Source organism: Nocardioides xinjiangensis, assembly GCF_017916455.1.
In the GTDB taxonomy this organism is placed as follows: Bacteria; Actinomycetota; Actinomycetes; order Propionibacteriales; family Nocardioidaceae; genus Nocardioides; species Nocardioides xinjiangensis.
Genome location: NZ_JAFMSY010000001.1, coordinates 59,146 through 80,344 on the forward strand (window position 1 = coordinate 59,146; position 21,199 = coordinate 80,344).

The 21,199-nt window shown below is 73.0% G+C and carries 22 protein-coding genes; 11 read left to right on the forward strand and 11 right to left on the reverse strand.

What is annotated here, in order from left to right:
• Positions 1-30: 30 nt before the first annotated feature.
• The 3 genes from J3P38_RS00315 to J3P38_RS00325 all read left to right on the forward strand — a co-directional run bounded on the left by J3P38_RS00315 (position 31) and on the right by J3P38_RS00325 (position 1,626).
• Positions 31-552: a YbhB/YbcL family Raf kinase inhibitor-like protein gene (locus J3P38_RS00315; RefSeq protein WP_210502316.1), complete on the forward strand. Its 522-nt coding sequence runs from the start codon at positions 31-33 to the stop codon at positions 550-552.
• Between the two features lie 297 nt (positions 553-849).
• The gene (locus tag J3P38_RS18215; RefSeq protein WP_210502317.1) at positions 850-1,410 is read left to right on the forward strand and encodes a CAP domain-containing protein; all 561 of its coding nucleotides are present in this window, start codon (positions 850-852) and stop codon (positions 1,408-1,410) included.
• A 78-nt stretch (positions 1,411-1,488) separates the two neighbouring features.
• Positions 1,489-1,626, forward strand: coding sequence for a hypothetical protein (locus tag J3P38_RS00325; RefSeq protein ID WP_210502318.1), 138 nt, complete (start codon positions 1,489-1,491; stop codon positions 1,624-1,626).
• 160 nt (positions 1,627-1,786) lie between these two features.
• On the opposite strand, the gene J3P38_RS18220 is transcribed toward J3P38_RS00325, so the two are convergent.
• Complete coding sequence (locus J3P38_RS18220) at positions 1,787-2,938, reverse strand: PP2C family protein-serine/threonine phosphatase (protein WP_210502319.1); 1,152 nt, start codon at positions 2,936-2,938, stop codon at positions 1,787-1,789.
• A gap of 77 nt (positions 2,939-3,015) precedes the next feature.
• Between J3P38_RS18220 and J3P38_RS00335 the strand changes: the two genes are divergently transcribed.
• A complete protein-coding gene (locus J3P38_RS00335; RefSeq protein ID WP_246855597.1) occupies positions 3,016-4,050 on the forward strand; it encodes an alpha/beta hydrolase in 1,035 nt (344 codons plus the stop codon).
• Here the strand turns inward: J3P38_RS00335 and J3P38_RS00340 are convergent.
• The 4 genes from J3P38_RS00340 to J3P38_RS00355 all read right to left on the reverse strand — a co-directional run bounded on the left by J3P38_RS00340 (position 3,994) and on the right by J3P38_RS00355 (position 7,350).
• A complete protein-coding gene (locus J3P38_RS00340; RefSeq protein WP_210502320.1) occupies positions 3,994-4,755 on the reverse strand; it encodes a sulfite exporter TauE/SafE family protein in 762 nt (253 codons plus the stop codon). The genes J3P38_RS00335 and J3P38_RS00340 overlap by 57 nt on opposite strands.
• Positions 4,752-5,870, reverse strand: a complete 1,119-nt coding sequence (locus J3P38_RS00345) for an SPFH domain-containing protein (protein ID WP_246855668.1) — start codon at positions 5,868-5,870, stop codon at positions 4,752-4,754. The genes J3P38_RS00340 and J3P38_RS00345 overlap by 4 nt, the downstream gene beginning before the upstream one ends.
• 170 nt (positions 5,871-6,040) lie before the next feature.
• The gene (locus J3P38_RS00350; RefSeq protein ID WP_210502322.1) at positions 6,041-6,502 is read right to left on the reverse strand and encodes an NfeD family protein; all 462 of its coding nucleotides are present in this window, start codon (positions 6,500-6,502) and stop codon (positions 6,041-6,043) included.
• A gap of 41 nt (positions 6,503-6,543) precedes the next feature.
• A complete protein-coding gene (locus J3P38_RS00355) occupies positions 6,544-7,350 on the reverse strand; it encodes an ABC transporter ATP-binding protein (RefSeq protein ID WP_210437561.1) in 807 nt (268 codons plus the stop codon).
• Between the two features lie 79 nt (positions 7,351-7,429).
• Here J3P38_RS00355 and J3P38_RS00360 point away from each other — a divergent pair, with 79 nt between their 5' ends.
• Both J3P38_RS00360 and serB read left to right on the forward strand, forming a co-directional pair.
• Positions 7,430-8,152, forward strand: coding sequence for a hypothetical protein (locus J3P38_RS00360; RefSeq protein WP_210502323.1), 723 nt, complete (start codon positions 7,430-7,432; stop codon positions 8,150-8,152).
• Positions 8,153-8,217: 65 nt separating this feature from the next.
• Entirely contained in the window at positions 8,218-9,435 is a 1,218-nt protein-coding gene (gene serB / locus J3P38_RS00365) for a phosphoserine phosphatase SerB (protein ID WP_210502324.1), read from the forward strand.
• Here the strand turns inward: serB and J3P38_RS00370 are convergent.
• Together J3P38_RS00370 and J3P38_RS00375 are read right to left on the reverse strand one after the other, a co-directional pair.
• A complete protein-coding gene (locus J3P38_RS00370) occupies positions 9,407-10,237 on the reverse strand; it encodes a putative protein N(5)-glutamine methyltransferase (protein WP_210502325.1) in 831 nt (276 codons plus the stop codon). The two genes, serB and J3P38_RS00370, sit on opposite strands and share 29 nt — an antisense overlap.
• Positions 10,234-10,755 carry a SixA phosphatase family protein gene (locus J3P38_RS00375; RefSeq protein WP_210502326.1) on the reverse strand — a complete coding sequence of 174 codons (522 nt, stop codon included), beginning with the start codon at positions 10,753-10,755 and terminating at the stop codon, positions 10,234-10,236. Before J3P38_RS00375 ends, J3P38_RS00370 begins: the two co-directional genes overlap by 4 nt.
• Positions 10,756-10,821: 66 nt before the next feature.
• Here J3P38_RS00375 and J3P38_RS00380 point away from each other — a divergent pair, with 66 nt between their 5' ends.
• Both J3P38_RS00380 and cphA read left to right on the forward strand, forming a co-directional pair.
• Positions 10,822-11,841 (forward strand): cyanophycinase, encoded by a 1,020-nt coding sequence (locus J3P38_RS00380; RefSeq protein ID WP_210502327.1) that lies wholly within the window; start codon positions 10,822-10,824, stop codon positions 11,839-11,841.
• The gene (gene cphA / locus J3P38_RS00385) at positions 11,838-14,612 is read left to right on the forward strand and encodes a cyanophycin synthetase (RefSeq protein WP_210502328.1); all 2,775 of its coding nucleotides are present in this window, start codon (positions 11,838-11,840) and stop codon (positions 14,610-14,612) included. Before J3P38_RS00380 ends, cphA begins: the two co-directional genes overlap by 4 nt.
• Positions 14,613-14,934: 322 nt before the next feature.
• Here cphA and J3P38_RS00390 read toward each other — a convergent pair whose 3' ends face one another.
• The 4 genes from J3P38_RS00390 to J3P38_RS00405 are packed head-to-tail and all read right to left on the reverse strand — an operon-like array spanning position 14,935 to position 18,486.
• Positions 14,935-16,629 carry a Mur ligase family protein gene (locus J3P38_RS00390; RefSeq protein ID WP_210502329.1) on the reverse strand — a complete coding sequence of 565 codons (1,695 nt, stop codon included), beginning with the start codon at positions 16,627-16,629 and terminating at the stop codon, positions 14,935-14,937.
• A 60-nt stretch (positions 16,630-16,689) separates the two neighbouring features.
• Positions 16,690-17,460: an enoyl-ACP reductase FabI gene (gene fabI / locus J3P38_RS00395; RefSeq protein ID WP_210502330.1), complete on the reverse strand. Its 771-nt coding sequence runs from the start codon at positions 17,458-17,460 to the stop codon at positions 16,690-16,692.
• 35 nt (positions 17,461-17,495) lie between these two features.
• Positions 17,496-18,233: a 3-oxoacyl-[acyl-carrier-protein] reductase gene (fabG, locus tag J3P38_RS00400; protein WP_210502331.1), complete on the reverse strand. Its 738-nt coding sequence runs from the start codon at positions 18,231-18,233 to the stop codon at positions 17,496-17,498.
• Positions 18,234-18,273: 40 nt separating this feature from the next.
• Positions 18,274-18,486, reverse strand: coding sequence for a dodecin (locus J3P38_RS00405; protein ID WP_210437571.1), 213 nt, complete (start codon positions 18,484-18,486; stop codon positions 18,274-18,276).
• A gap of 87 nt (positions 18,487-18,573) precedes the next feature.
• On the opposite strand from J3P38_RS00405, the gene J3P38_RS00410 reads away from it, so the two are divergent.
• From J3P38_RS00410 to malQ, 3 genes are all read left to right on the forward strand, one after another.
• On the forward strand, positions 18,574-18,864 hold the full coding sequence (locus tag J3P38_RS00410; protein ID WP_307807615.1) for a DUF3099 domain-containing protein: 291 nt from the start codon (positions 18,574-18,576) through the stop codon (positions 18,862-18,864).
• Between the two features lie 125 nt (positions 18,865-18,989).
• Positions 18,990-19,253: a hypothetical protein gene (locus tag J3P38_RS00415; RefSeq protein WP_307807616.1), complete on the forward strand. Its 264-nt coding sequence runs from the start codon at positions 18,990-18,992 to the stop codon at positions 19,251-19,253.
• 66 nt (positions 19,254-19,319) lie between these two features.
• A complete protein-coding gene (malQ, locus tag J3P38_RS00420) occupies positions 19,320-21,173 on the forward strand; it encodes a 4-alpha-glucanotransferase (protein WP_210502332.1) in 1,854 nt (617 codons plus the stop codon).
• Positions 21,174-21,199 lie beyond the last annotated feature (26 nt).

The window sequence follows — 21,199 nt, forward strand, 5'->3', positions numbered from 1 at the left end:
GAGCCGCGCCCCGGTGGCTAGGTTCGAGGTATGAGCATCGAGCGACCTGTCAGCCCCGATCCGTACGACTACCTGCCGGCGACGGCGTCCTTCACCGTCACCAGCGACGACGTCACCGACGGCGCACCCCTCAAGGACGACCAGGTGGCGGCGCTGGGCAACACCTCGCCGCAGCTGAGCTGGTCGGGCGCCCCCGAGGGGACCCGGTCCTACGTCGTCACCTGCTTCGACCCTGATGCGCCGACGCCGAGCGGCTTCTGGCACTGGTGCCTGGTCGACATCCCCGCGGAGGTGACCTCGCTCGACGCCGGCGCCGCCTCGGACACGCTGCCCGGCGCCGCGTTCCACGTCCGCAACGACGGCGGCGAGGCCGGATTCATGGGAGCCGCCCCGCCCGAGGGCGACCAGCCGCACCGCTACTACTTCGTCGTCCACGCCGTGAGGGACGACTCGCTGGGCGTCGACCCCGACGCCTCCCCCGCCGTCGTCTCGTTCAACCTCGCCTTCAAGACGCTCGGACGCGCGATCATCCACGGCACCTACCAGCACTGACGCCGGCGGTCGCCCGCCCGGGCGCTGCACCACGAGACCCGTGGTCGGACCGACAGGTCCAGACCACGGGTCTTTTTTCGCGATTTCGGTCATGGAGAAACGGTCAAGGCGCTTTGATCTCCCCCAGACGTCCCCGAGATTCGTGCCGAAACCTTGACGAACCACGACGCATACCGTCCTCGGCCAGGCGTCGAATCGACATCAGCAGGAGCGGCCGTTACGGTCGAGTCTCAGTTTCTGAAAGATTTCGTCAAGACGCGCATACTTTTGGCGCCGTCCGATTCCCGGAGGACCCCCGTGCAGCACCCCCGACTCATCACCCGCCTCGCGATCGCCGTCACAGCCGCGGTGCTGTGCGGCGTCCCGGGCACCGCCGGGGCCCACGCCGACTCCCCGAAGCTCGACTCCAGGGTCGCGAAGGTCGCGTCCAAGACCTGGCCGGTCCCCCGGACCGTCTCGGCCAAGGACCTCGAGGAGGCGTCCAGCAACGACCTCGAGGACGCGCTGATGGTGCAGATCAACGAGGCGCGAGCCGCCCACGGACTGCGCAAGATCTGGAGCTTCGACGGCTGCACCGACCAGCTGGCCGAGCAGTGGGGCGAGCGCATCGCGCGCACGGGCCGCTTCGAGCACCGCGACCAGGGCGAGGTCATCCGCAGGTGCGACAACGCCTGGGCCGGCGAGACGCTGGTGCGCGGCACCGGCCTCCGCCCGACGGACATGGTCGAGCTCTGGCTCGACTCCCCCGGCCACCGCGAGATCCTGCTCAGCCCGCGTGCGCGCCGTGCCGGCGTCGCGATCACCCGCGACGCCCAGGGACGCACGATCGGCGTCGTCAACCTCGTCAAGCACAGCTGAGGTGCGCCGCACCCCGGCCGTGTGAGCCGATCCCCGGCCCCCTCGTCGGGCGGGCCGGGGACCGAACGCGTTGAGGGCGTGGCGGATGCTGCACGTCGCGGTCGCGACCTCCAGGACATCGAGGCGCTCTGCGACCGGGTCGTCGTCATCGACCGCGGCACCTCGGTGTACGACGGCTCGCTCGCCGGGCTGCGCACGCCCAGGGCGGCTCGATGAGGACCCTCGTGGTGGACCTCGTCGACAGGCGCCGCCCGTCGTGGTGCCGGGCGCGACGGCCTACGACGTGGCGGACCTGTCGATCCAGGAGCCCGCGATCGAGGACGTCATCCGCGACCTCTACTCCCGCGGCGCCTGAGCCGGCGTCCCCAGGGCGCGGTCAGCCGCCGACCCGCAGGGCGCGTTCGGCGTCGAGCTCCGGCGAGGTGAGCGGCTGGCGCTCCAGCAGCAGCAGCGCCCGGTCGTCGTCGCCGCGCGGCACCTTCTTGAGCACGCGTCGCGGCATGCCGGTGAAGCCGCGCGCGTCGACGGCCTGCAGGGCGACCTGCCGCAGCCAGTCGATGCCCGCGTCGAGGTCGCGGTCCGCTGCCTCGATGACGCCGTCGGTGTAGAACATCAGCGCCTCGCCGGGGCGGAGCCGGCCCGTGCTCGGGGTGAACTCCGCCTCGTCGATGACACCGAGCGCCATGCCCCGCGCGTTGTCGATGGACCAGCCGCGGCGGTCCAGGTGCCAGTGAAGGGCGGGCGGGTGGCCCGCGCTGGTGATCGTGTAGTCGCCGGTGACGAGGTCGACCTTGATGTGCACGGCGGTCGCGAGCGACTCGTCGGACTCCTGCCGCAGCAGGAACGCGTTGGCCGCGGCCATCATCTGGGCCGGCGGCAGCGCGCCGATGAGGCCGCCGAGCGCGCCCGCGAACTGCAGCGCCTGCGGTCCCACCGAGGTGCCCTTGCCGCACACGTCGACGAGCGCCATCTCCAGCCAGCGTCCCTCACGCAGGTCGGCCACGAGGAAGTCGCCGGCGTAGCTCGGGCCGTTGGCGGTGATTGTCGCCGACTGCGAGCGCCAGCCGTTGGGCAGCGGCGGCACGACGCCCTGGCGCTGGAGCCGGTCGCGCAGCTGGGTCAGCACCGCCTCGCTCAGCGCCATCGGCAGGCCGGAGCGCTGCCGGCTGGACTGGTAGATCGCCAGCAGCAGGGCCAGGCCGAAGATCGTCAGCGCCGACGTGCGGCTCGCGGTGGCGAAGTCGGTGTCCAGGGAGGTCCACACCGAGACGGCGCCCAGCACGAGCGCCAGGACCAGCAGCGGCACGAACCGCAGCAGCATCGTGCCGACCATGAGGAAGAGGAACCACATGGCGACCGGGACCACGACCTGCACGGCCGCGCCGAGGAGCGTCGTCGTCGCGACCATCGCGACGAGGACGACGAGCAGGAACCCCTGGCTCCCCCGGGACCCGGTGCGCCACCCGGCGACACGCTGCCGGACGTACGACGAGACGCCGCCCAGCACGGTCCCCACAGCACTCGACACGGCCAAAGGGTAGGTCCGGTCGGCCACGCGCCGAGGCCGAACCGGCAAAGTCGCGGCGGCTGGATAGGCTCCCGCCCATGCCCCTGGTCCCGCTGCAGGCAGACATCCTCGGGCCTGACTACCGGGTGGAGACCATCTCGCTCCCGCCCGACGACGAGGGGCCGGTCGTCGCCACCCTCGTGAAGCTCGAGCCGGCCCGTCCGACCGGTCGTGCCGTGCTGCACGTGCACGGGTTCGCCGACTACTTCTTCCACACCGAGTACGCCCAGTGGTGGGCCGCGCGCGGCTACACCTTCTACGCCCTCGACCTGCGCAAGTACGGCCGCTCCCTCCGCGAGCACCAGACTCCCCACTACGTCGCCGACCTCGCCGAGTACTTCGCCGAGATCGACCTCGCCTGGTGGCGGATCACCACGCGCGACGGTCACCGGCGCGTCATCGCGTCCGGCCACTCCACCGGCGGCCTGACCGTGCCGCTGTGGGCGCACGAGCGGCGACCCGACGAGCTCGCCGCGCTCGTGCTGAACTCGCCGTGGTTCGACATGCAGGGCGCCGCGTGGCTGCGCAGCCCCGCGGCCCGCGTCGCGATCGAGCGGATCGGCACGAGCCGGCCCAGGCAGCAGATCCCCCGGCGGATCAGCGGGGTCTACGGCCGCTCCCTGCACCGCGACCACGGCGGCGAGTGGGACTACGACCTCACCTGGAAGCCGCTCGAGTCGCGGCCGGTCCACGTCGGGTGGCTGCGCGCCGTGCGGCGCGGCCACGCCATGCTGCACGCAGGGCTCGACATCGCCTGCCCGACGCTCGTGCTGTCCTCGGCGCGGTCGCACTTCGGCCAGCAGACCGTGGAGACCGCGGCGACGCACGACATCGTGCTGGACGTGCAGCAGATCCGGCACTGGGCGTCGTCGGTCGGGCGGCACGTCACCTCGGTCGCGATCGAGGACGCGATCCACGACGTGGTGCTCTCCCGGCCCCACGTGCGCGCCCGGGCGTACGACGCGTTGGCGACGTGGCTGGACGCCTGGGTGCGGCCCGACGCGGACCGCGCGGGCTCAGACGAGGAGGACGGCGAGGGCCACGATCCCGACCACGGCGATCACGGCGCGTAGCAGCACCGGCGGGAGCCGGCGGCCGACGCCGGCGCCGAGCTGACCTCCGACCACCGAGCCGAGGGCGATCAGGCCGGCCACCGCCCAGTCGATGTCGGCGACCCCGATGAACACGGCCGCGGCCACGGCGTTGACGAGCAGGGCCAGCACGTTCTTGGTGGCGGTGTGGCGCTGCATGGTGTCGGCGACGCCGATGCCGAGGACGGCCATCAGCAGGACGCCCTGGGCCGCGCCGAAGTACCCGCCGTAGACGCCGGTGGCCGCGACGGCCGGCCAGACCCACCACACCCCGTGGTCGGGGATGCCGCCGCGTGACTCGGCGCGGGCGGCGACGGAGCGCTGGATCCGCGGCCCGAGCAGGACGAGCAGCACGCCGAGGGCGATCAGCACGGGGACGATCGCGTCGAAGGCGGACGACGGCAGCCACAGCAGGAGCAGCGCGCCGGCGATCCCGCCGAGCAGGGACGCCGAGCCCAGCCGCACGATCCGGGCGCGTTGGCCGGCGAGCTCGCGGCGGTAGCCGACGACCCCGGACAGGCTGCCGGGCACGAGCCCGACGGTGTTGCTGACGTTGGCGGTCACCGGCGGCACGCCGAACGCCAGCAGGGTCGGGAACGTGATCAACGTTCCCGACCCCACCACGGTGTTGATGGTGCCGGCCGCGACCCCCGCGAGGGCGACCAGCACGGCTTCGGTCGGACTCACTGGCCGGCGGACGCCCCCGGGTCGGTGGGCTCGCCTGCCGGACCGCTCGGACCCTGGAGCCCGTCGGTCTCGGTCGCGGTCGCCGCGGGGTCGATGGAGCGCGCCGTGCGGCCCGGGTTGGCGGCGTTGGCCGCCTCGGCGATGGCCGCCTGCACGGCCTCGCTCGTGGCCCGGGTCTCCGGGTCGTCCGACGACCTCGGCAGCTGCGGCTCCGAGGGGCCCATGTCCACGCGCGTGCGCGGCGTGGCGTCACGGGGGATGCCCGCGACCTCGTGGATGGAGGAGCCCAGGCCCTCGAGCGCCTTGGTGATCTCCGAGGGGATCACCCACACCTTGTTGGCGTCGCCCTCGGCGATCTTCGGCATCATCTGGAGGTACTGGTAGGCCAGCAGCGACTGGTCGGGCTGGCCGTCGTGGATGGCCTGGAAGACCGTCTGGATGGCCTGTCCCTCACCCTGGGCCCGCAGGATCGCGGCCTCGCGGTCGGCCTGCGCACGGAGGATCTGCGACTCGCGCTCGCCCTCCGCGTTGAGGATCGCGGACTGCTTGTTGCCCTCGGCGGTGAGGATCGCGGACTGTCGCTGGCCCTCGGCGCTGAGGATCAGGGCGCGCTTGTCGCGGTCGGCGCGCATCTGCTTCTCCATCGCGTCCTTGATCGACGGCGGCGGGTCGATGCCCTTGATCTCGACGCGGTTGACGCGGATGCCCCACTTGCCGGTCGCCTCGTCGAGCACCCCGCGCAGGCCGTTGTTGATCTCCTCGCGGGAGGTCAGCGTCTGCTCGAGGTCCATGCCACCGACGATGTTGCGCAGGGTGGTCATGGTGAGCTGCTCGACGGCCTGGATGTAGTTGGCGATCTCGTAGGTCGCCGCCACCGGGTCGGTGACCTGGAAGTAGATGACGGTGTCGATCGACACCACCAGGTTGTCCTCGGTGATCACCGGCTGCGGCGGGAAGCTCACGACCTGCTCGCGCAGGTCGATGAGGTAACGCACCTTGTCGATGAACGGCACGACGATGTTGAGTCCCGCCGGCAGCGTCCCCTTGTACTTGCCGAAGCGCTCGACGATCGCCGCTCGTGCCTGGGGCACGATCCGGACCGTCTTGGCGAGCATGACGACGACGAACAGGATGACGAGCAGGAACAGGACGAGCAATGCGGTCGGCACTGGTCTCCCCCGATCTCGTGTGGGCTGTGTGTGCTGGTGGTTGCGTGGGCAGTGGGTTGTCGCGTGGGTCGGGCGTGACCCCTGGGGTCGACCCTCGTGGCTGGCCGGAGGTCCGGTCAGGGCTCCAGCGTCGCCACCGGGTGGACGTAGGCCGTGGCGCCCCTGATCTCCAGGATCTCGACGGTCTCGCCCGGGGCGATCCGGAGGTTCTCGTCGTAGGGCAGGGCCGTCCAGATCTCGCCGGCCGCCTTGATGCGACCCGGCGCGAGGCCGGTGATCTCCTCGGTCACCATCCCGCGGGTCCCGACGAGCTTGCCGTGCCCGAGGGCCAGCTCGGGGCCGGAGTGCAGCCGCTTGACGAACGCGGGTCGCACGAGGGCCAGCATGGCGACCGACGCGCCGAGCGCCGCGAGGACCTGCACGAAGATCGGGAGGCCCAGGAGGGCGGTGACCATGCCGATCACGGCGCCGGCTGCGAGCATCGCCAGGATCAGGTCCAGGCTGAACATCTCGGCCACGCCCAGCGCGATCGAGAGAGCCAGCCAGGTCTCCCAGAGGTGGTCACGGATCCAGTCCATGACACGACCCTATCCAGTGCCCGATCCACTGCCCGCAGGCGTCAGGGCCCCGTGACCCGGTCGCCGGGTCGTCGGCGCGCGGCGAAGCGGTCGTCGGCACGGCTCAGCAGCAGCGGCATGCCGAAGGTCTCCGACAGCGTCTCGGCCGTGACGACGTCCTCCACGGGACCGGCGTCGACGACCCGGCCCTCGCGCAGCAGCAGCGCGTGGGTGAAGCCGGGCGGGATCTCCTCGACGTGGTGGGAGACCAGGACCGTGGCGGGTGAGTCCGGGTCGAGGGCCAGCCGCGACAACGTCGCCACGAGGTCCTCCCGGCCGCCGAGGTCGAGGCCCGCGGCCGGCTCGTCGAGCAGCAGCAGCTCGGGGTCGGTCATCAGGGCACGCGCGATCTGCACCCGCTTGCGCTCGCCCTCGCTGAGGGTGCCGAACGTCCTGTCCAGCAGGTGGGCCGCGCCCACCTCGGCCAGCAGGCCGGCGGCGCGGTCGTGGTCGAGGTCGGCGTACTGCTCGCGCCAACGGCCCACGACACCGTAGGACGCCGAGACGACGACGTCGCGGACGAGCTCGCTGCGCGGGATCCTGTCGGCGAGCGCGGCACTGGTCAGCCCGATGCGCGGACGCAGCTCGAACACGTCGGTGGTGCCGAGCACCTCGTCGAGGATGCCGGCGACCCCGGACGTCGGGTGCAGCTGGGCGGCCGCGACCTGCAGCAGCGTCGTCTTGCCGGCGCCGTTGGGCCCGAGGACCACCCAGCGCTCGTCCTCCTCGACCAGCCAGCTGACGTCGTCGAGCAGGAGCGTCGTGCCACGGCGGACCGTGACCCCGGCGAGCTCGATGACGGCGACCACGTCGCTCACCCTATCCAGCCGCGTCCGTGGCGCCGGTCCTGACACGGCGGTGGCGGGACGACGGGTAGCCTCGCCGGCGATGTCGCCCTCTCCCGCGTCCCCGGCCGCGACCCTGCCGCACGCGGCCCGGCTCGCGTGGTGGCTGACCGCATGGCTGCGCGGCCACGAGCAGACCGACCACGTGCTCGACGTCCTCGCCGACGACACCCACCTGCTCGCCGGCGGCTCGGCGCTCGACCTGCTGGCGCGCTCGCGCGCGACGGGGGCGACGCACGCCGGTGTGGCCCTGCCGGTCGACGGCGACCTGCTCGGGCTCGGCGGGCCGCGCGACTTCAACGCCGCGGCCCTCGAGGCGGGCCAGGCCGTGGTGGTCGGGGACCTCGGCCTGGTGCCGGAGGAGCAGGGCGAGACGGTCCAGTGGCGGGTGTTCGCGGCGGCCCGCCGCCAGCTGCCGGACGTCGGGGAGGCCGACCGGTCCCTGCGGCAGACGCTGCTCTCCACGGCCGGCGACCTCGCCGACCTCGACGTCGCCCGGTGGCGTCCCGAGGCCGCTGACGCGTTGATGAACCTCCACCACCGCCCGGAGCTCGACGCGCCGCTCGGCACGCCGCCCCGGTGCCTGGAGCTCGCCGCCCGCGGGCTGCAGGCCTGGGCGATCGTCGACCTGGCCCTCGCCGACGACGGCGGTGCGCTGTCGTCCTACGAGATCGAGCGGCGTCGCGGCCTGCTGCAGCCGCTCGGGCGGGCGGCGCGTGGGGCGGTCGTCGCGGCGTGCTCGGCCGAGGTGTGGCCCGAGCACTGACGGACCGCCCGAGGCGCGGACCCCGCAGCGGGCTGCCGGGCCGCGAGGCTAGCCTTCGTCGCACCATGGAAGACGAGCCGAAGACCCTCCTCGTCACGCTCACGGGCAAGGACCGCCCGGGCGTCACCTCGACGATCTTCGCCGCGCTCGCCGGCGCGGGCGTCGAGGTCCTCGACATCGAGCAGATCGTGCTCCGGCGCCGGCTCGTGCTCGGCATCCTGGTCACCGCGCCGCGCGACTGGAAGAAGCTGCGCGACGTCGTCGAGCGCACCGCCGCGGAGCTCGAGATGAGCGTCGAGGTCGACCGCGGCGCGGGCGACAACCGCAGCCGCCCCGGCGACCGGTCGCACATCACGATCATCGGCAGCCCGCTGAAGGCGTCCGCGATGGCCGCCGTCGCCGGGCGCATCGCCGACTCCGGTGCCAACATCGACAGGATCGAGCGGATGGCGCGCTACCCCGTCACGGCCATCGAGCTCCACGTCTCGGGCGCCCCGGCAGACACGCTGCGCCCGCTGCTCGCCGTCGAGGCCGTCAAGCAGGGCATCGACCTCGCGGTGCAACGTGACTCGCTGCACCGGCGTGGCATCCGGCTCATCGTCATGGACGTCGACTCCACGCTCGTCCAGGGCGAGGTGATCGAGATGCTGGCCGCGCACGCCGGGCAGGAGGCCGAGGTCGCGCGGGTCACCGAGGCGGCGATGCGGGGCGAGCTGGACTTCGAGGAGTCGCTACGCGAGCGGGTCGCGCTCCTCGAGGGGGTGCCCGCCTCGGCGCTCGACGAGGTGTATGACTCCATCGTGCTGGCCCCCGGAGCGCGCACCATGGTGCGCACCCTGCGTCGCCTCGGCTACCGCTTCGCGATCGTCTCGGGGGGCTTCACCCAGGTCACCGACCGCCTCGCTGCCGATCTCGGCATCCACTTCGCCCGGGCCAACGAGCTCGAGATCGTCGACGGCCGCCTGACGGGGCGCATCGTGGGCGACGTCGTCGACCGCGCCGGCAAGGCGGAGGCGCTGCGCGAGTTCGCCCGCGAGGTCGGCGTCCCGCTCGACGCGGTGATCGCCATCGGTGACGGCGCGAACGACCTGGACATGCTCAACGCCGCAGGGCTGGGCATCGCCTACAACGCCAAGCCCATGGTCCGCGACGCCGCCGACACGTCCGTCAACGTCCCCTACCTCGACGCGATCCTCTACCTCCTCGGCATCTCGCGGGAGCAGATCGAGGACGCCGACGCCGCGGTCGGCATCGTCACCCCCGCTCCGCCCCTCCTGGGCTGACCCCGACCGCGACGCAGCCGCCGATCTCCTCGTCCACGACGACGTGGGCGGCCAGGCCCGCGCGCTCCATGGCAGCGGTCGTCAGGGCGGCCTGGGCAGGACTGGTCTCGATGAGGAGCACCCCATCCGGCGCGAGCCACGCGGGTGCGCCCGCAGCCAGCCGCCGGTGCACGTCGACGCCGTCGGGACCGCCGTCCAGCGCCTCGCGCGGCTCGTGGTCGCGGGCCTCCGGGGGCATCCGGGCGACGGCGTCGCTCGGCACGTAGGGCGCGTTGGCCGCGACGACGTCGATGCGCCCCGCCAGGTCGCGCGGCAGGGCGTCGTAGAGGTCGCCCAGGTGCAGCGCCGCCTCGGGCGCGTTCCGTCGGGCGCACGCGAGAGCGGCGCGGCTCAGGTCGGCGGCGTGCACCTCCGTGCCGGCCCCGTCGCCGGCGCCGACGTCGGTCTCGAGGCAGGCTGCGACCGGCGCGACCCCGCTGCACATCTCCACCACCACGAGCGCCCCACCGCCGCGGGGTGCGGCCCGTGCTGCCACCTCGGCGAGGGTCGTGCGGGCGAGCAGCTCCGTGCGGCGGCGCGGCACGAAGACCCCCGGCGCCACCACGAGCCGGCGCCCGAGGAACTCCACCCAGCCGAGCACCAGCTCGAGGGGCTCACCCGCGACCCGGCGCGCCACCAGGTCGTCGAGCTGCGCCGACGACCCGGCCGCGGCCGTCAGCAGCGCTGCCTCCTCCTCGGCCCACACGCACCCGGCCGCGCGCAGCAGCCCTGCCACCTCGACCGGCCCGTGCCGAGCGCTCATCCGGCCCCGACGTGGAAGGCCTCGAGCCGACCGGTGCCCGGACCGAGGCCGCTCCACGGGACGGCCACCGAGAACACCGCCAGGGCGGCGGGCGGGAAGCCGCGGGTCAGCATGCTGGTCGTCGCGTCGGCGTCGCCCTCGCCGTCGTCGACCAGCTCGGCGAGCGTCGCCATCGTCGGGTTGTGGCCGACCACGACGAGGCACCCGACCCCGGCGTCGGTGTCGCGGAGCAGGTCGAACGCCGAGTCGGCACCGGCGGCGTAGAGTCCGGCGGAGTGCGCGGCCGGACAGCTCCAGCCGGCGCCGGCGGCGACCTGCTCCCACGTCTGCACGGCCCGCGTCGCGTCGGAGACCAGCGCGGCGTCGGGACGTACGCCCCGGTCGTGCAGCCAGCGTCCGGCCTCCGCGGCGTCCGCGCGCCCCTGCGACGTCAGGGTCCGGGCGTGGTCGGAGGGCGCCGTGGCCGCGGCCGTGGCATGGCGCACCAGCACCAGCCGTCGTACGTCCTCGCCCGTCACGTCGCTCCCCTACCCCGCTCACGGCTCCTGCATCCCCGCACCTTTGCAGCCGCTAGCCTGCCTGTCATGCCCAAGGGTCCACTCATGATCATCGGTGGCGCCGAGGACAAGGTCCGCAAGCCGACCATCCTCGAGCACTTCGTGGCCCTCAGCGGGGGTCCGGACGCCCGCATCGCCGTGGTCCCCACCGCGTCCTCGCTGGGTCGCGAGGTCGTCGAGGTCTACGACGCGCTGTTCAGCAAGTTCGGGGCGGCCCGCGTCGACGCCGTACGCCCCGAGTCGCGCGAGGAGGCCCACGACGCGTCCCTGGTGGAGGTCCTCGACGAGGCCACCGGGGTGTTCATGACCGGTGGCAACCAGCTGAAGCTGTCGTCGATCGTGTGCGGCACGCCCGTCGGTGAGGCGATCCTGCGCGCCCACGAGCGCGGCGCGGTGGTCGCCGGCACGTCCGCGGGGGCGAGCATCCAGTCCTCGCACATGGTCGCCTTCGGCGTCGGCGGGTCGACGCCGAAGCAACGGATGACCCAGGTGGCGGCGGGGCTCGGGCTGGTCGACGCTGCCGTCATCGACCAGCACTTCGACCAGCGCAACCGCTACGGCCGGCTGCTGATGATCGTCGCGCAGAGCCCGCAGCTGCTCGGCATCGGCGTCGACGAGGACACCTGCGGTCTCGTGGAGGACGTCGACGGCGAGAGGGTGATGCGGGTGCTGGGCCGAGGGGCCGTCACCGTCTTCGACGGCTCCCGCATGGTCTCCAACGCCCACGAGGCGAAGCGGTCCGCGCCGCTGCTGGCCAGCGGCATCGTCTTCCACACGCTGCCCGAGGGGACGGTGTTCAACCTCTCGACACGCTCGCTCGTGCCGCAGGACGCGGTCGTGGACCCGGAGGACGCCGAGGAGCTCGCCGAGGCCAGCCGCGACCTGCGCCAGCTGGCGCGCGACATCGCCGCCGCCGACGCCGCGCCGGCCGCCATCCGGCGTCGCCTCCGGATGCGGCGCCCGCGGACCGCGTCCGTGGCCACCCGGCCCACCGAGCCCACCGAGCCCATCGAGCCCATCGAGCCCACCGAAGGAGATCCTGCATGAGCGAGCGCCCCACGCCGGACCTGGAGATCGTCGAGACGCGGGTCTACCGCGGTCCCAACGTGTGGTCCTACGACAAGTCGATCCACCTCGTGGTCGACCTCGGGTCGCTCGAGCAGTTCCCCACCAGCACCCTCCCTGGCTTCACCGACGCCCTCGTCGCGATGCTGCCCGGCCTGCGGGAGCACTCCTGCTCGCGGGGGCGCCGCGGCGGCTTCCTGGAGCGGCTCCACGAGGGGACGTGGCTCGGCCACGTCGCCGAGCACGTCGCGCTGGCGCTGCAGCAGCTGGTCGGCCACGACATCCGCCGCGGCAAGACCCGTCAGGTCGCGGGCGTCCCGGGGCGCTACAACATCGTCTACGGCTACATCGAGGAGAACGTCGGCCTGACCGCCGGCCGTCTCGCCGTGCGCCTGGTCAACCACCTCGTGGAGGGCGACCCCGACTTCGACTGGGAGACCGAGCGCGACGACTTCATCCGCCGGGCCGAGCGGACCGCGTTCGGCCCCTCGACGCAGGCGATCGTCGACGAGGCCGTCTCCCGCGACATCCCCTGGATCCGCCTCAACCAGTACTCCCTCGTCCAGCTCGGCCAGGGCGTCCACGCCAGGCGGATCCGGGCGACGATGACGTCGGAGACGTCCTCGATCGCCGTCGACATCGCCTCCGACAAGGACCTCACCACCACGCTGCTCGGCGCGGCCGGTCTGCCGGTGCCCAAGCAGGAGTCGGTCCGCACGGAGGAGGGCGCGGTGGCCGCCGCCCGCCGCATCGGCTACCCGGTCGTGCTCAAGCCGCTCGACGGCAACCACGGTCGCGGCGTGTGCCTCGACCTGCAGGACGAGGCCGACGTACGCGCTGCCTTCCCGGTCGCGCACGGGCAGTCTCGCCGCGGCAACGTCATCGTCGAGTCCTTCGTGACGGGCAAGGACTACCGGTGCCTGATCATCGACGGCCGGATGGTCGCCATCGCCGAGCGCGTCCCCGCGTCGGTGACCGGCGACGGCACGTCGACCGTGCAGGAGCTCGTGGACCTCACCAACGCCGACCCGCGTCGCGGGGTCGGCCACGAGAAGGTCCTGACCCGCATCAAGGTCGACGAGGCGGCCGTGGAGGTGCTCGCCGACCAGGGCCACACGCTCGACTCGGTGCCGGCCGAGGGCGAGATGGTCAAGCTCGCGCTCACCGGCAACATGTCCACCGGCGGCATCTCCATCGACCGCACGTTCGAGGCCCACCCCGAGAACGTCGAGATCGCGGAGGAGGCGGCGCAGATGGTCGGCCTCGACATCGCCGGCATCGACTTCATCTGCCCCGACATCACCCAGCCGGTGCGCGAGACCGGCGGCGCCATCTGCGAGGTCAACGCCGCCCCCGGCTTCCGGATGCACACGCACCCCACCATCGGGGAGCCGCAGTTCATCGCCAAGCCGGTGGTCGACATGCTCTTCCCGCCGGGCGCGACGTCGCGGATCCCGATCGTCGCGGTCACCGGCACCAACGGCAAGACCACGACGAGCCGGATGATCAGCCACATCTTCAAGGGCATGGGCCGCAAGGTCGGCATGACCTCCACGGACGGCGTCGTGATCGACGAGCGGCTGCTCATCCGCGCCGACGCGTCGGGGCCCCGCTCGGCCCGGATGGTCCTGCAGAACCCGCGCGTGGACTTCGCCGTCTTCGAGGTGGCCCGCGGCGGGATCCTGCGCGAGGGCCTCGGCTACGAGCGCAACGACGTCGCCGTCGTGCTCAACGTGCAGCCCGACCACCTCGGCCTGCGCGGCATCGACACCGTGGAGCAGCTCGCCGACGTGAAGGCGGTGATCGTCGAGGCGGTGCCGCGCGACGGCCACGCCGTCCTCAACGCCGACGACCCGCTCGTGCGGGAGATGCGGCGCAAGTGCTCCGGGCAGGTCGTGTGGTTCTCGATGGCCGAGCCTGGCAGCGAGGCGCGCGAGATGATCGACGCCCACTGCCGCCGCGGCGGCAAGGCGATCGTCCTGGACCCCAGCGACCGCGGCGAGATGATGGTCGTCCTGCACGGCCGCCGCGCGATGCAGCTGGCGTGGACCCACCTGCTGCCGGCGACCTTCAACGGCCGGGCCCGCATGAACGTCCAGAACGCGCTGGCCGCGGCAGCCGCGGCGTTCGCGGCCGGCGCGCCGCTGCACGACATCCGGCAGGGCCTGCGCACGTTCTCGACGAACTACTACCTCTCCCCCGGGCGCCTCAACGAGGTCGACGTCAACGGAGTCAACGTCATCGTCGACTACTGCCACAACGCACCGGGCATGCGGATGCTCGGCGACTTCGTCGACCGGGTCGGGGAGTCGCTCGAGTCCTCGCACGACCTCGCCCGGCCGTCGCGCATCGGCATCATCGCCACCGCCGGCGACCGCCGCGACGAGGACATGCGCGAGCTCGGCCGGATCGCCGCGCAGCACTTCGACGTGTGCATCGTGCGCGAGGACGTGGCGCTGCGCGGCCGTGAGCGCGGTGCAACGGCGGAGCTCGTGATGGACGGCGTGCGTGCCGCGATGGCCGAGGGGGCCCGCTGCAAGCAGGCCGAGCTGGTGCTGGAGGAGATCGAGGCGGTGCGCCACGCCATGAGCCGGGCCAACCGCGGCGACCTCGTCGTGGTCTGCGTCGACAAGCACGCCGAGGTCATGGCGGAGCTGGAGAACTGGTCCGACGTCGCGCAAGCGGGATCGGTGAGCAATCCCGACGCCCCGTCGGCGGACCCCGACTACACGCCCTCGACTGCCGGCGCCTGAGCCGCCGCTGCCGCCGCGGGCGGTGCGTGAGGCAGGTTCTGAGCCCTCGGAACATGCCTCACCCACCGCTCGGTCCCGCTGGCGGTGCGTGAGACAGGTTCTGAACCCCGGGAACATGCCTCATCCACCGCTGGCGCCGCGGGCGGTGCGTGAGGCAGGTTCTGACCCGCCGAAACCTGCCTCACCCACCGCTGCCGCCGGGCGGTGCGTGAGGCAGGTTCTGAGCCCCCGAAACCTGCCTCACCCACCGCTGCCGCCGCGGGCGGTGCGTGAGACAGGTTCTGAGCCCCCGAAACATGCCTCACTCACCGCTCGGTGCCGCTCAGGGCAGCGCGGACGCCGCCCGCACCTTGCCCGCCAGGGTCTCGGGCGAGTCGGGCGTTCCGCCGTGCGCGGCGATCCAGTCGTAGGCCTCCTGCCGCTCGGCGTGGCACATCAGCCCGACGACGTCGCCCGGCTCGGCGCGCCCCACCAGGGCGGCGAGGCACTCCACCTCGGTCCGGAAGGTGTCGATGTCGGTGACGCCGACGCGGGCGGCGCCGGCGCGCAGCAGGGCGTCGAGCTCGTCCATGGTCCGTCCCCTCAGGTACCACTCCTTGTGGCCGATCGCGACCACGTCGCTGCCCTTCGCACCGATCTCGCCGAGCGCCTCGATGAGCTCGTCGGTGCGGTCCCCCACCGCGCCGAGGCCGAGCAGCAGGCGGGCACCGGGACGGCGTACGCCGGCCATGACCTCCAGCAGCGCCTCGAGCCCCGCCTCGTTGTGGGCGAGGTCCATCACCACGGAGACGCCGCCGGGGAGGGAGAAGAAGTTCATCCGGCCGGGGTTGTGCTCGGCATCGGGCCGGAAGGACGTCAGGCCGGCCACCACGTGCTCGCGGGCCAGCCCGACCGCCAGGGCCGCCGACGCGGCGGCGAGCGCGTTCTCGATGTTGAAGCGCGAGAGACCGGCCAGGGTCATCGGCACGTCGACCAGCTCGACGAGGGGGTCGGGGTCCGCACCGGGCGCGAGCACCGTGATCCACCCGTCGATGACCGTTGTGGCGCGGCCGCCATGGCCGAGCACCTCGCGCACCGCCGGCGAGTCGGGGTCGCGGCTGAAGACCCACGGCTGCGCGGCGATCACCGCGCGCATGGCCAGCACGCGTGGGTCGTCGCCGTTGAGCACCGCCCAGCCGTCCTTGCGGGTGATCCGCGGGACGACGGACTTCACCTCGGCGAGCTGGTCGACGGTGTCGATGCCCTGCAGGCCGAGGTGGTCGGCGGTCACGTTGGTCACCACCGACACGTCGTTGCGGGTGACGCCGATCCCCTTGAGGAGGATGCCGCCGCGAGCGGTCTCGGTGACCGCGAGCTCGACGCCCTCGAGGCCCAGTGCCCGCCCGGCACCGGACGGACCCGAGTAGTCGCCGGCCTCGACCAGCACCCCGTCGCGGTAGATGCCGTCGGTGTTCGACCAGCCCACGACGAGCCCGCTGGTGCGGGCGATGTGGGCGATCATCCGGCTGGTCGTGGTCTTGCCGTTGGTGCCGGTGACCGCGACGACCGGGATCGTCGGCGTGACCGTGGTCGGCGGCGGGCCCGGCGGGGCGGCGGCGACCTCGCGGGCGGCGGTGGTGACAGCGGCCTCCACGTCCGGGGCGGGCAGCGCGTCCAGGGCGTGGGCCACCGCCTCGCCCAGGGCCCGGGCCCGGCCGCGGCGGCGCCAGGGGAACGCGACGACGACCACGTCGGGGGCCGCCGTCGGACGCACCCGCACCGCGAGCCGGCGGGTGCCCGCCTCGAGGGCGATCGCGCGGACCAGCCGCTCGACCGCCCGCAGGGCGAAGCGCTGGCGGAAGCCGGACCCGGGCGCGCCGGGGCGCGTGGTGCGCAGCCCGATGCGGCGGGCGAACCGCAGCACCGCCTCGTCCTCGGCTCCGGTGATCGTCGAGACGTCGAGGGTCAGCTTCACCGCGGCGCGCGGGAAGTAGAGGTTCGGGCCTTCGAGGACGCGCAGCTCGACGAGTGAGGTCACCGGGCGAAAACTACCCGGCACCGCCTCCGGGGGCACCAGCCCCCGCACCGGCGTCGCTGGTCACAGTCCCATCGCGTGGAAGCCGCCGTCGACGTGGACGATCTCGCCGGTGGTGGCCGGGAAGAAGTCGCTCAGCAGCGCGCACACGCCGCGGGCGGTCGGCTCGTGGTCGGACTCGTCCCAGCCCAGCGGGGCACGGTCCTTCCACGACGACTCGAGGGCCTCGAACCCCGGGATCGCCTTCGCGGCGAGCGTCTTCAGCGGGCCCGCCGACACGAGGTTGCAGCGGATGCCCTCGGGCCCGAGGTCGCGCGCGAGGTAGCGCGAGGTGTTCTCCAGCGCAGCCTTCGCGACGCCCATCCAGTCGTACGCCGGCCACGCGGTCGTCGCGTCGAAGGTCAGGCCGACGATGGAGGAGCCGGGCGACAGCAACGGCCTCGTCGCGACGGCGAGCGACTTCAACGAGTACGCCGAGACCTGCACGGCCTGGGCTACGTCGTCCCACGGGCCGTCCATGAACTTGCCGCCCAGCAGCGTCTCCGGGTTGCCGTAGGCGATCGAGTGGACGACGCCGTCGAGCCCGTCGACGTGCTCGCGCACCTGGTCGGCGAGGCCGGCGAGGTGGGCCTCGTCGGTGACGTCGAGCTCGAGCACCGGCGGCTCCTGCGGCAGCCGCTTCGCGATCCGCCTGGTGATGCCGAGCGCCCGGCCGAAGTTGGAGATCAGCACCGTGGCGCCCTGCTCCTGCGCGACCTTGGCGGTCGCGAAGCCGATCGAGCTGTCCATCGTGACGCCGGCGACGAGGATGCGCTTGCCGTCGAGGATTCCCATGTCGTTGTCGACCTTTCGTGTCTGGCGTGGAGGGGTCAGTGGCCCATGCCGAGGCCGCCGTCGACCGGGATCACGGCCCCGGTGACGTACGCCGCGCCGTCGGAGGCCAGCCAGGTGACGGCCGAGGCGACCTCGGCCGTCGAGGCGTAGCGCCCCAGCGGCACCTGCGCCCTGATCGTGGCCTTCTGGTCGTCGCTCAGCACCTCGGTCATGTCGGTCTCGACGAAGCCGGGCGCGACGACGTTGGTGGTGATCGACCGGCTGCCGAGCTCGCGTGCCAGCGAGCGGGCCATGCCCACGAGGCCGGCCTTCGACGCGGCGTAGTTGACCTGGCCGGCCGAGCCGAGCAGGCCGACGACCGACGAGATCAGGATGATCCGGCCTCGGCGCATGCGCAGCATGCCCTTGGCGGCGCGCTTGGCGAGCCGGAACGTGCCGGTCAGGTTGGTGTCGATGACCGAGGACCAGTCGTCCTCGCTCATCCGGAGCAGCAGGGTGTCCTTGGTGATGCCGGCGTTGGCGACCAGCACCTCGACCGGCCCGTGGGCCTGCTCCACCTGCGCGAACGCCGCCTCGACGGCCTCCGGGTCGGTGACGTCGCAGCGCACGTCGAGCGCACCCTCGGGAGCGCCGCCGTTGCGCGTGGTCACCGCGACCTTGTCGCCCTGGGCGATGAAGGCCTCGGCGATGGCGCGGCCGATGCCGCGGTTGCCGCCGGTCACCAGGACCGAACGGGGCTCGGACGGGGCGCTGGCTGCGGGAGTGTCGCTCACGCTCCCGACGCTAGTGATTACCGGGCGGTAGAGGCGAAACCTACTCGTCCTCGAGGCGGAAGCCGACCTTCATGCCGACCTGGAAGTGCTCGACCACGCCGTCCTTGGCCTGCCCGCGGACCTGGGTGACCTCGAACCAGTCGATGTGGCGCAGCGTGCGACCCGCGCGCTCGATGCCGTTGCGGATCGCCTGGTCGATGCCGTCCGGCGAGGTCCCGACGATCTCGGTGACGCGGTAGGTGCGGTTGGTCATGTGTCCTCCTGCTCGGGCGGCGGTCCGCGGACCGGCCGACCGGTCCGCGGCGTGGGTTCCCGAGCCTAGCGACGTAGACTGGGAGGCGTGGCAAGGTCCGACGCCGTACGCATCACCACGGCACGCAGCAGCGCCGCCGAGGACATGCGATCCCGGCAGCGCCGCTACGCCTGGTCGATGAGCATCCGCCTCGTCTGCTTCGTCGCCGCGGTCGCGGTCGGACCGGGCGTCCTGCGCTGGGTCCTCGTCGGCGCGGCCGTGTTCCTCCCGCTGTTCGCGGTGGTCATGGCCAACGCGAACGACCAGCGTGACGACGGATTCACCCTCCCCCACGGCGCCGGGGTGCACGAACTGACGGCACGTGACGACGAACACTGAGGAAACGCCGGGCGACGTGCGGGTGACGAAAGTTTGGTTTTCATCCGGTCCCATGGAATGATCAACCCCGCGAACGCAGCATCCCCCGTCTGCGTTGGCGCCGAAGTGCCGGACAGCTTCCCCCCGTGGCTGTCCGGCACTTCTCTTTGGTCCGCACGCCGCTCGCACGCCTCCGGGAGGACGCCATGGAGCCCGACCGCGACATCTGCTCGGCGAAGGGCTGCCAGGCCGACGCCGCCTGGGACCTGCAGTGGAACAACCCCAAGATCCACACGCCCGAGCGCCGCAAGTCGTGGCTCGCGTGCGATGAGCACCGGGCGTCGCTGTCGGACTTCCTCGGCTCGCGCGGGTTCCTGAGGGACGTCGTCCCGCACCGCCCCGCCGTGTGATCCGCCCCACCCGCGGAGGCGAGGCCCGGCACCGGTAGATCCGCGGGCGCGGGGAACTGGGGCCGCATGGACAACGGCTTGCGCGACTCGACCGACGCCTGGGGCATCCAGCACCGCTGGCTCGACGCCGACGACGTACCGCAGGAGGTCTCCGACGCGACGGTGGCCCGGCTGCGCGAGGTCATCGGGGAGGCACCCGACGACCTCGAGCAGCGGGCGCCGCTGGTGACGCGGCCCGGGCGCGACCTCGGCCTCGTCGCCGGACGCGTGCTCTGCGAGGACGGCACCGAGCGACGCATCGAGGGTCGCGTGCCCGACGACATGCCGCTCGGCTACCACCGGCTGCACGGCCCCGACGGCACCGACCGCCTGCTCGTGGTGTCCCCCGGCCGCTGCTGGCTCCCGTCGCGGCGGTCGTGGGGATGGGCGGTGCAGCTCTACGGCGCGCGCTCCGCCGCGAGCTGGGGCATCGGCGACCTCGGCGACCTGCGCACCCTGCGCGAGTGGACCGAGCGCGCGGGCGGCGGCTTCCTGCTGGTCAACCCGCTCCACGCGGTGGCCCCGACGGTCCCTCTCGAGCCCAGTCCCTACCTCCCGGCCACCCGGCGCTTCCGGAACCCGGTCTACCTCCGCGTGCAGGACGTGCCGGGTTGGTCCCCCGACGACGCCGAACCCGACGCCGTACGCCGGCTGGGTGACTCGCCGCTCGTCGACCGCGACGCCGCGTGGCAGCTCAAGCGCACCGTCCTGCAGGCGGCGTACGACCGCTTCCGCTCCGCCGGCGGCGATCCGGACTTCGACGACTGGCGCGAGCAGCGCGGTCCGGGGCTGCAGGAGTTCGCGACCTGGTGCGCCCTGGCCGAGGAGCACGGACCGGACTGGCACCAGTGGCCACCCGGCCTCCAGCGGCCCGACACCGAGGACGTGGCGAGTTTCGGGCGCACCCACGCGACCGAGGTCGGCTTCCACGCCTGGATGCAGTGGCAGCTGGACGTGCAGCTGCGCTCCGCCACCGGAGGGCTGACCGTCCTGCAGGACCTCCCGATCGGCGTCTCCGGAGGAGGCGCCGACGCCTGGGCGTGGCAGGAGGGCGTGGCGCAGGGCGTCACGGTCGGGGCGCCGCCCGACGCGCTCAACACGCTCGGCCAGGACTGGGGCTCGCCGCCGATGGTGCCGTGGCGCCTGCGGCTCGCCGAGTACGAGCCCTTCATCGAGTCGGTGCGCGGCACCATCGCGGGGGCGGGCGGTCTGCGGATCGACCACGTGATGGGGCTGTTCCGCCTGTGGTGGATCCCCGAGGGTGCCGACGCGACCGAGGGCGCCTACGTCCGCTACCCCAGCGACGACCTGCTCGACATCGTCGCCCTCGAGTCGCACCGTGCCGGGGCGGTCGTCGTCGGCGAGGACCTCGGCACCGTCGAGCCGGGCGTCCCCGAGGCCCTGTCCAGCCGGGCGCTGCTGTCCTACAAGGTGCTGTGGTTCGAGGAGGACGATCCGTCCGAGTGGCCCGCGGAGGCGCTGGCGACGGTCACCACGCACGACCTCCCTACGGTGGCCGGTCTCTGGACCGGGTCCGACGCCGAGGACCAGCTGGCCACGACCGGCATGCCGGAGGAGGACGTGCGCCAGGGCCGCGCCGACCTCGTGGCGAAGCTGACGCGCTCGGGTCTGCCCACCGACGCCACCCCCGAGCAGGCGGTCGACGCGGCCTACCGTGAGCTGTCGCGGGCGCCGTCGCTGCTGCTGTCGCTGTCGCTGGAGGACGCGGTGCTGGAGGAGCACCGGCCCAACGTCCCGGGCACGGTGGAGCGCGACAACTGGCGCCTACCGCTGCCCGTGCCGGTCGACGCGCTCGACGACGTGCCGTCGGCGAGGCGCCTCGTGCGGACCGTCACCGAGGCGCTGGCCGGCGACGCCTGACCCGCCGGTCGGCCGCCGGCCGGTTA

What these genes read in the sequence shown, in the direction of transcription:
- J3P38_RS00315 (WP_210502316.1), top strand. Translation starts at nt 31, where the DNA reads ATGAGCATCGAGCGACCTGTCAGCCCCGATCCGTACGACTACCTGCCG.
- J3P38_RS00335 (WP_246855597.1), top strand. Translation starts at nt 3,016, where the DNA reads ATGCCCCTGGTCCCGCTGCAGGCAGACATCCTCGGGCCTGACTACCGG.
- J3P38_RS00345 (WP_246855668.1), bottom strand. Translation starts at nt 5,870, where the DNA reads ATGCTCGCCAAGACGGTCCGGATCGTGCCCCAGGCACGAGCGGCGATC.
- J3P38_RS00350 (WP_210502322.1), bottom strand. Translation starts at nt 6,502, where the DNA reads ATGGACTGGATCCGTGACCACCTCTGGGAGACCTGGCTGGCTCTCTCG.
- J3P38_RS00360 (WP_210502323.1), top strand. Translation starts at nt 7,430, where the DNA reads ATGTCGCCCTCTCCCGCGTCCCCGGCCGCGACCCTGCCGCACGCGGCC.
- serB (WP_210502324.1), top strand. Translation starts at nt 8,218, where the DNA reads ATGGAAGACGAGCCGAAGACCCTCCTCGTCACGCTCACGGGCAAGGAC.
- J3P38_RS00370 (WP_210502325.1), bottom strand. Translation starts at nt 10,237, where the DNA reads ATGAGCGCTCGGCACGGGCCGGTCGAGGTGGCAGGGCTGCTGCGCGCG.
- J3P38_RS00380 (WP_210502327.1), top strand. Translation starts at nt 10,822, where the DNA reads ATGCCCAAGGGTCCACTCATGATCATCGGTGGCGCCGAGGACAAGGTC.
- cphA (WP_210502328.1), top strand. Translation starts at nt 11,838, where the DNA reads ATGAGCGAGCGCCCCACGCCGGACCTGGAGATCGTCGAGACGCGGGTC.
- fabI (WP_210502330.1), bottom strand. Translation starts at nt 17,460, where the DNA reads ATGGGAATCCTCGACGGCAAGCGCATCCTCGTCGCCGGCGTCACGATG.
- J3P38_RS00405 (WP_210437571.1), bottom strand. Translation starts at nt 18,486, where the DNA reads ATGACCAACCGCACCTACCGCGTCACCGAGATCGTCGGGACCTCGCCG.
- malQ (WP_210502332.1), top strand. Translation starts at nt 19,320, where the DNA reads ATGGACAACGGCTTGCGCGACTCGACCGACGCCTGGGGCATCCAGCAC.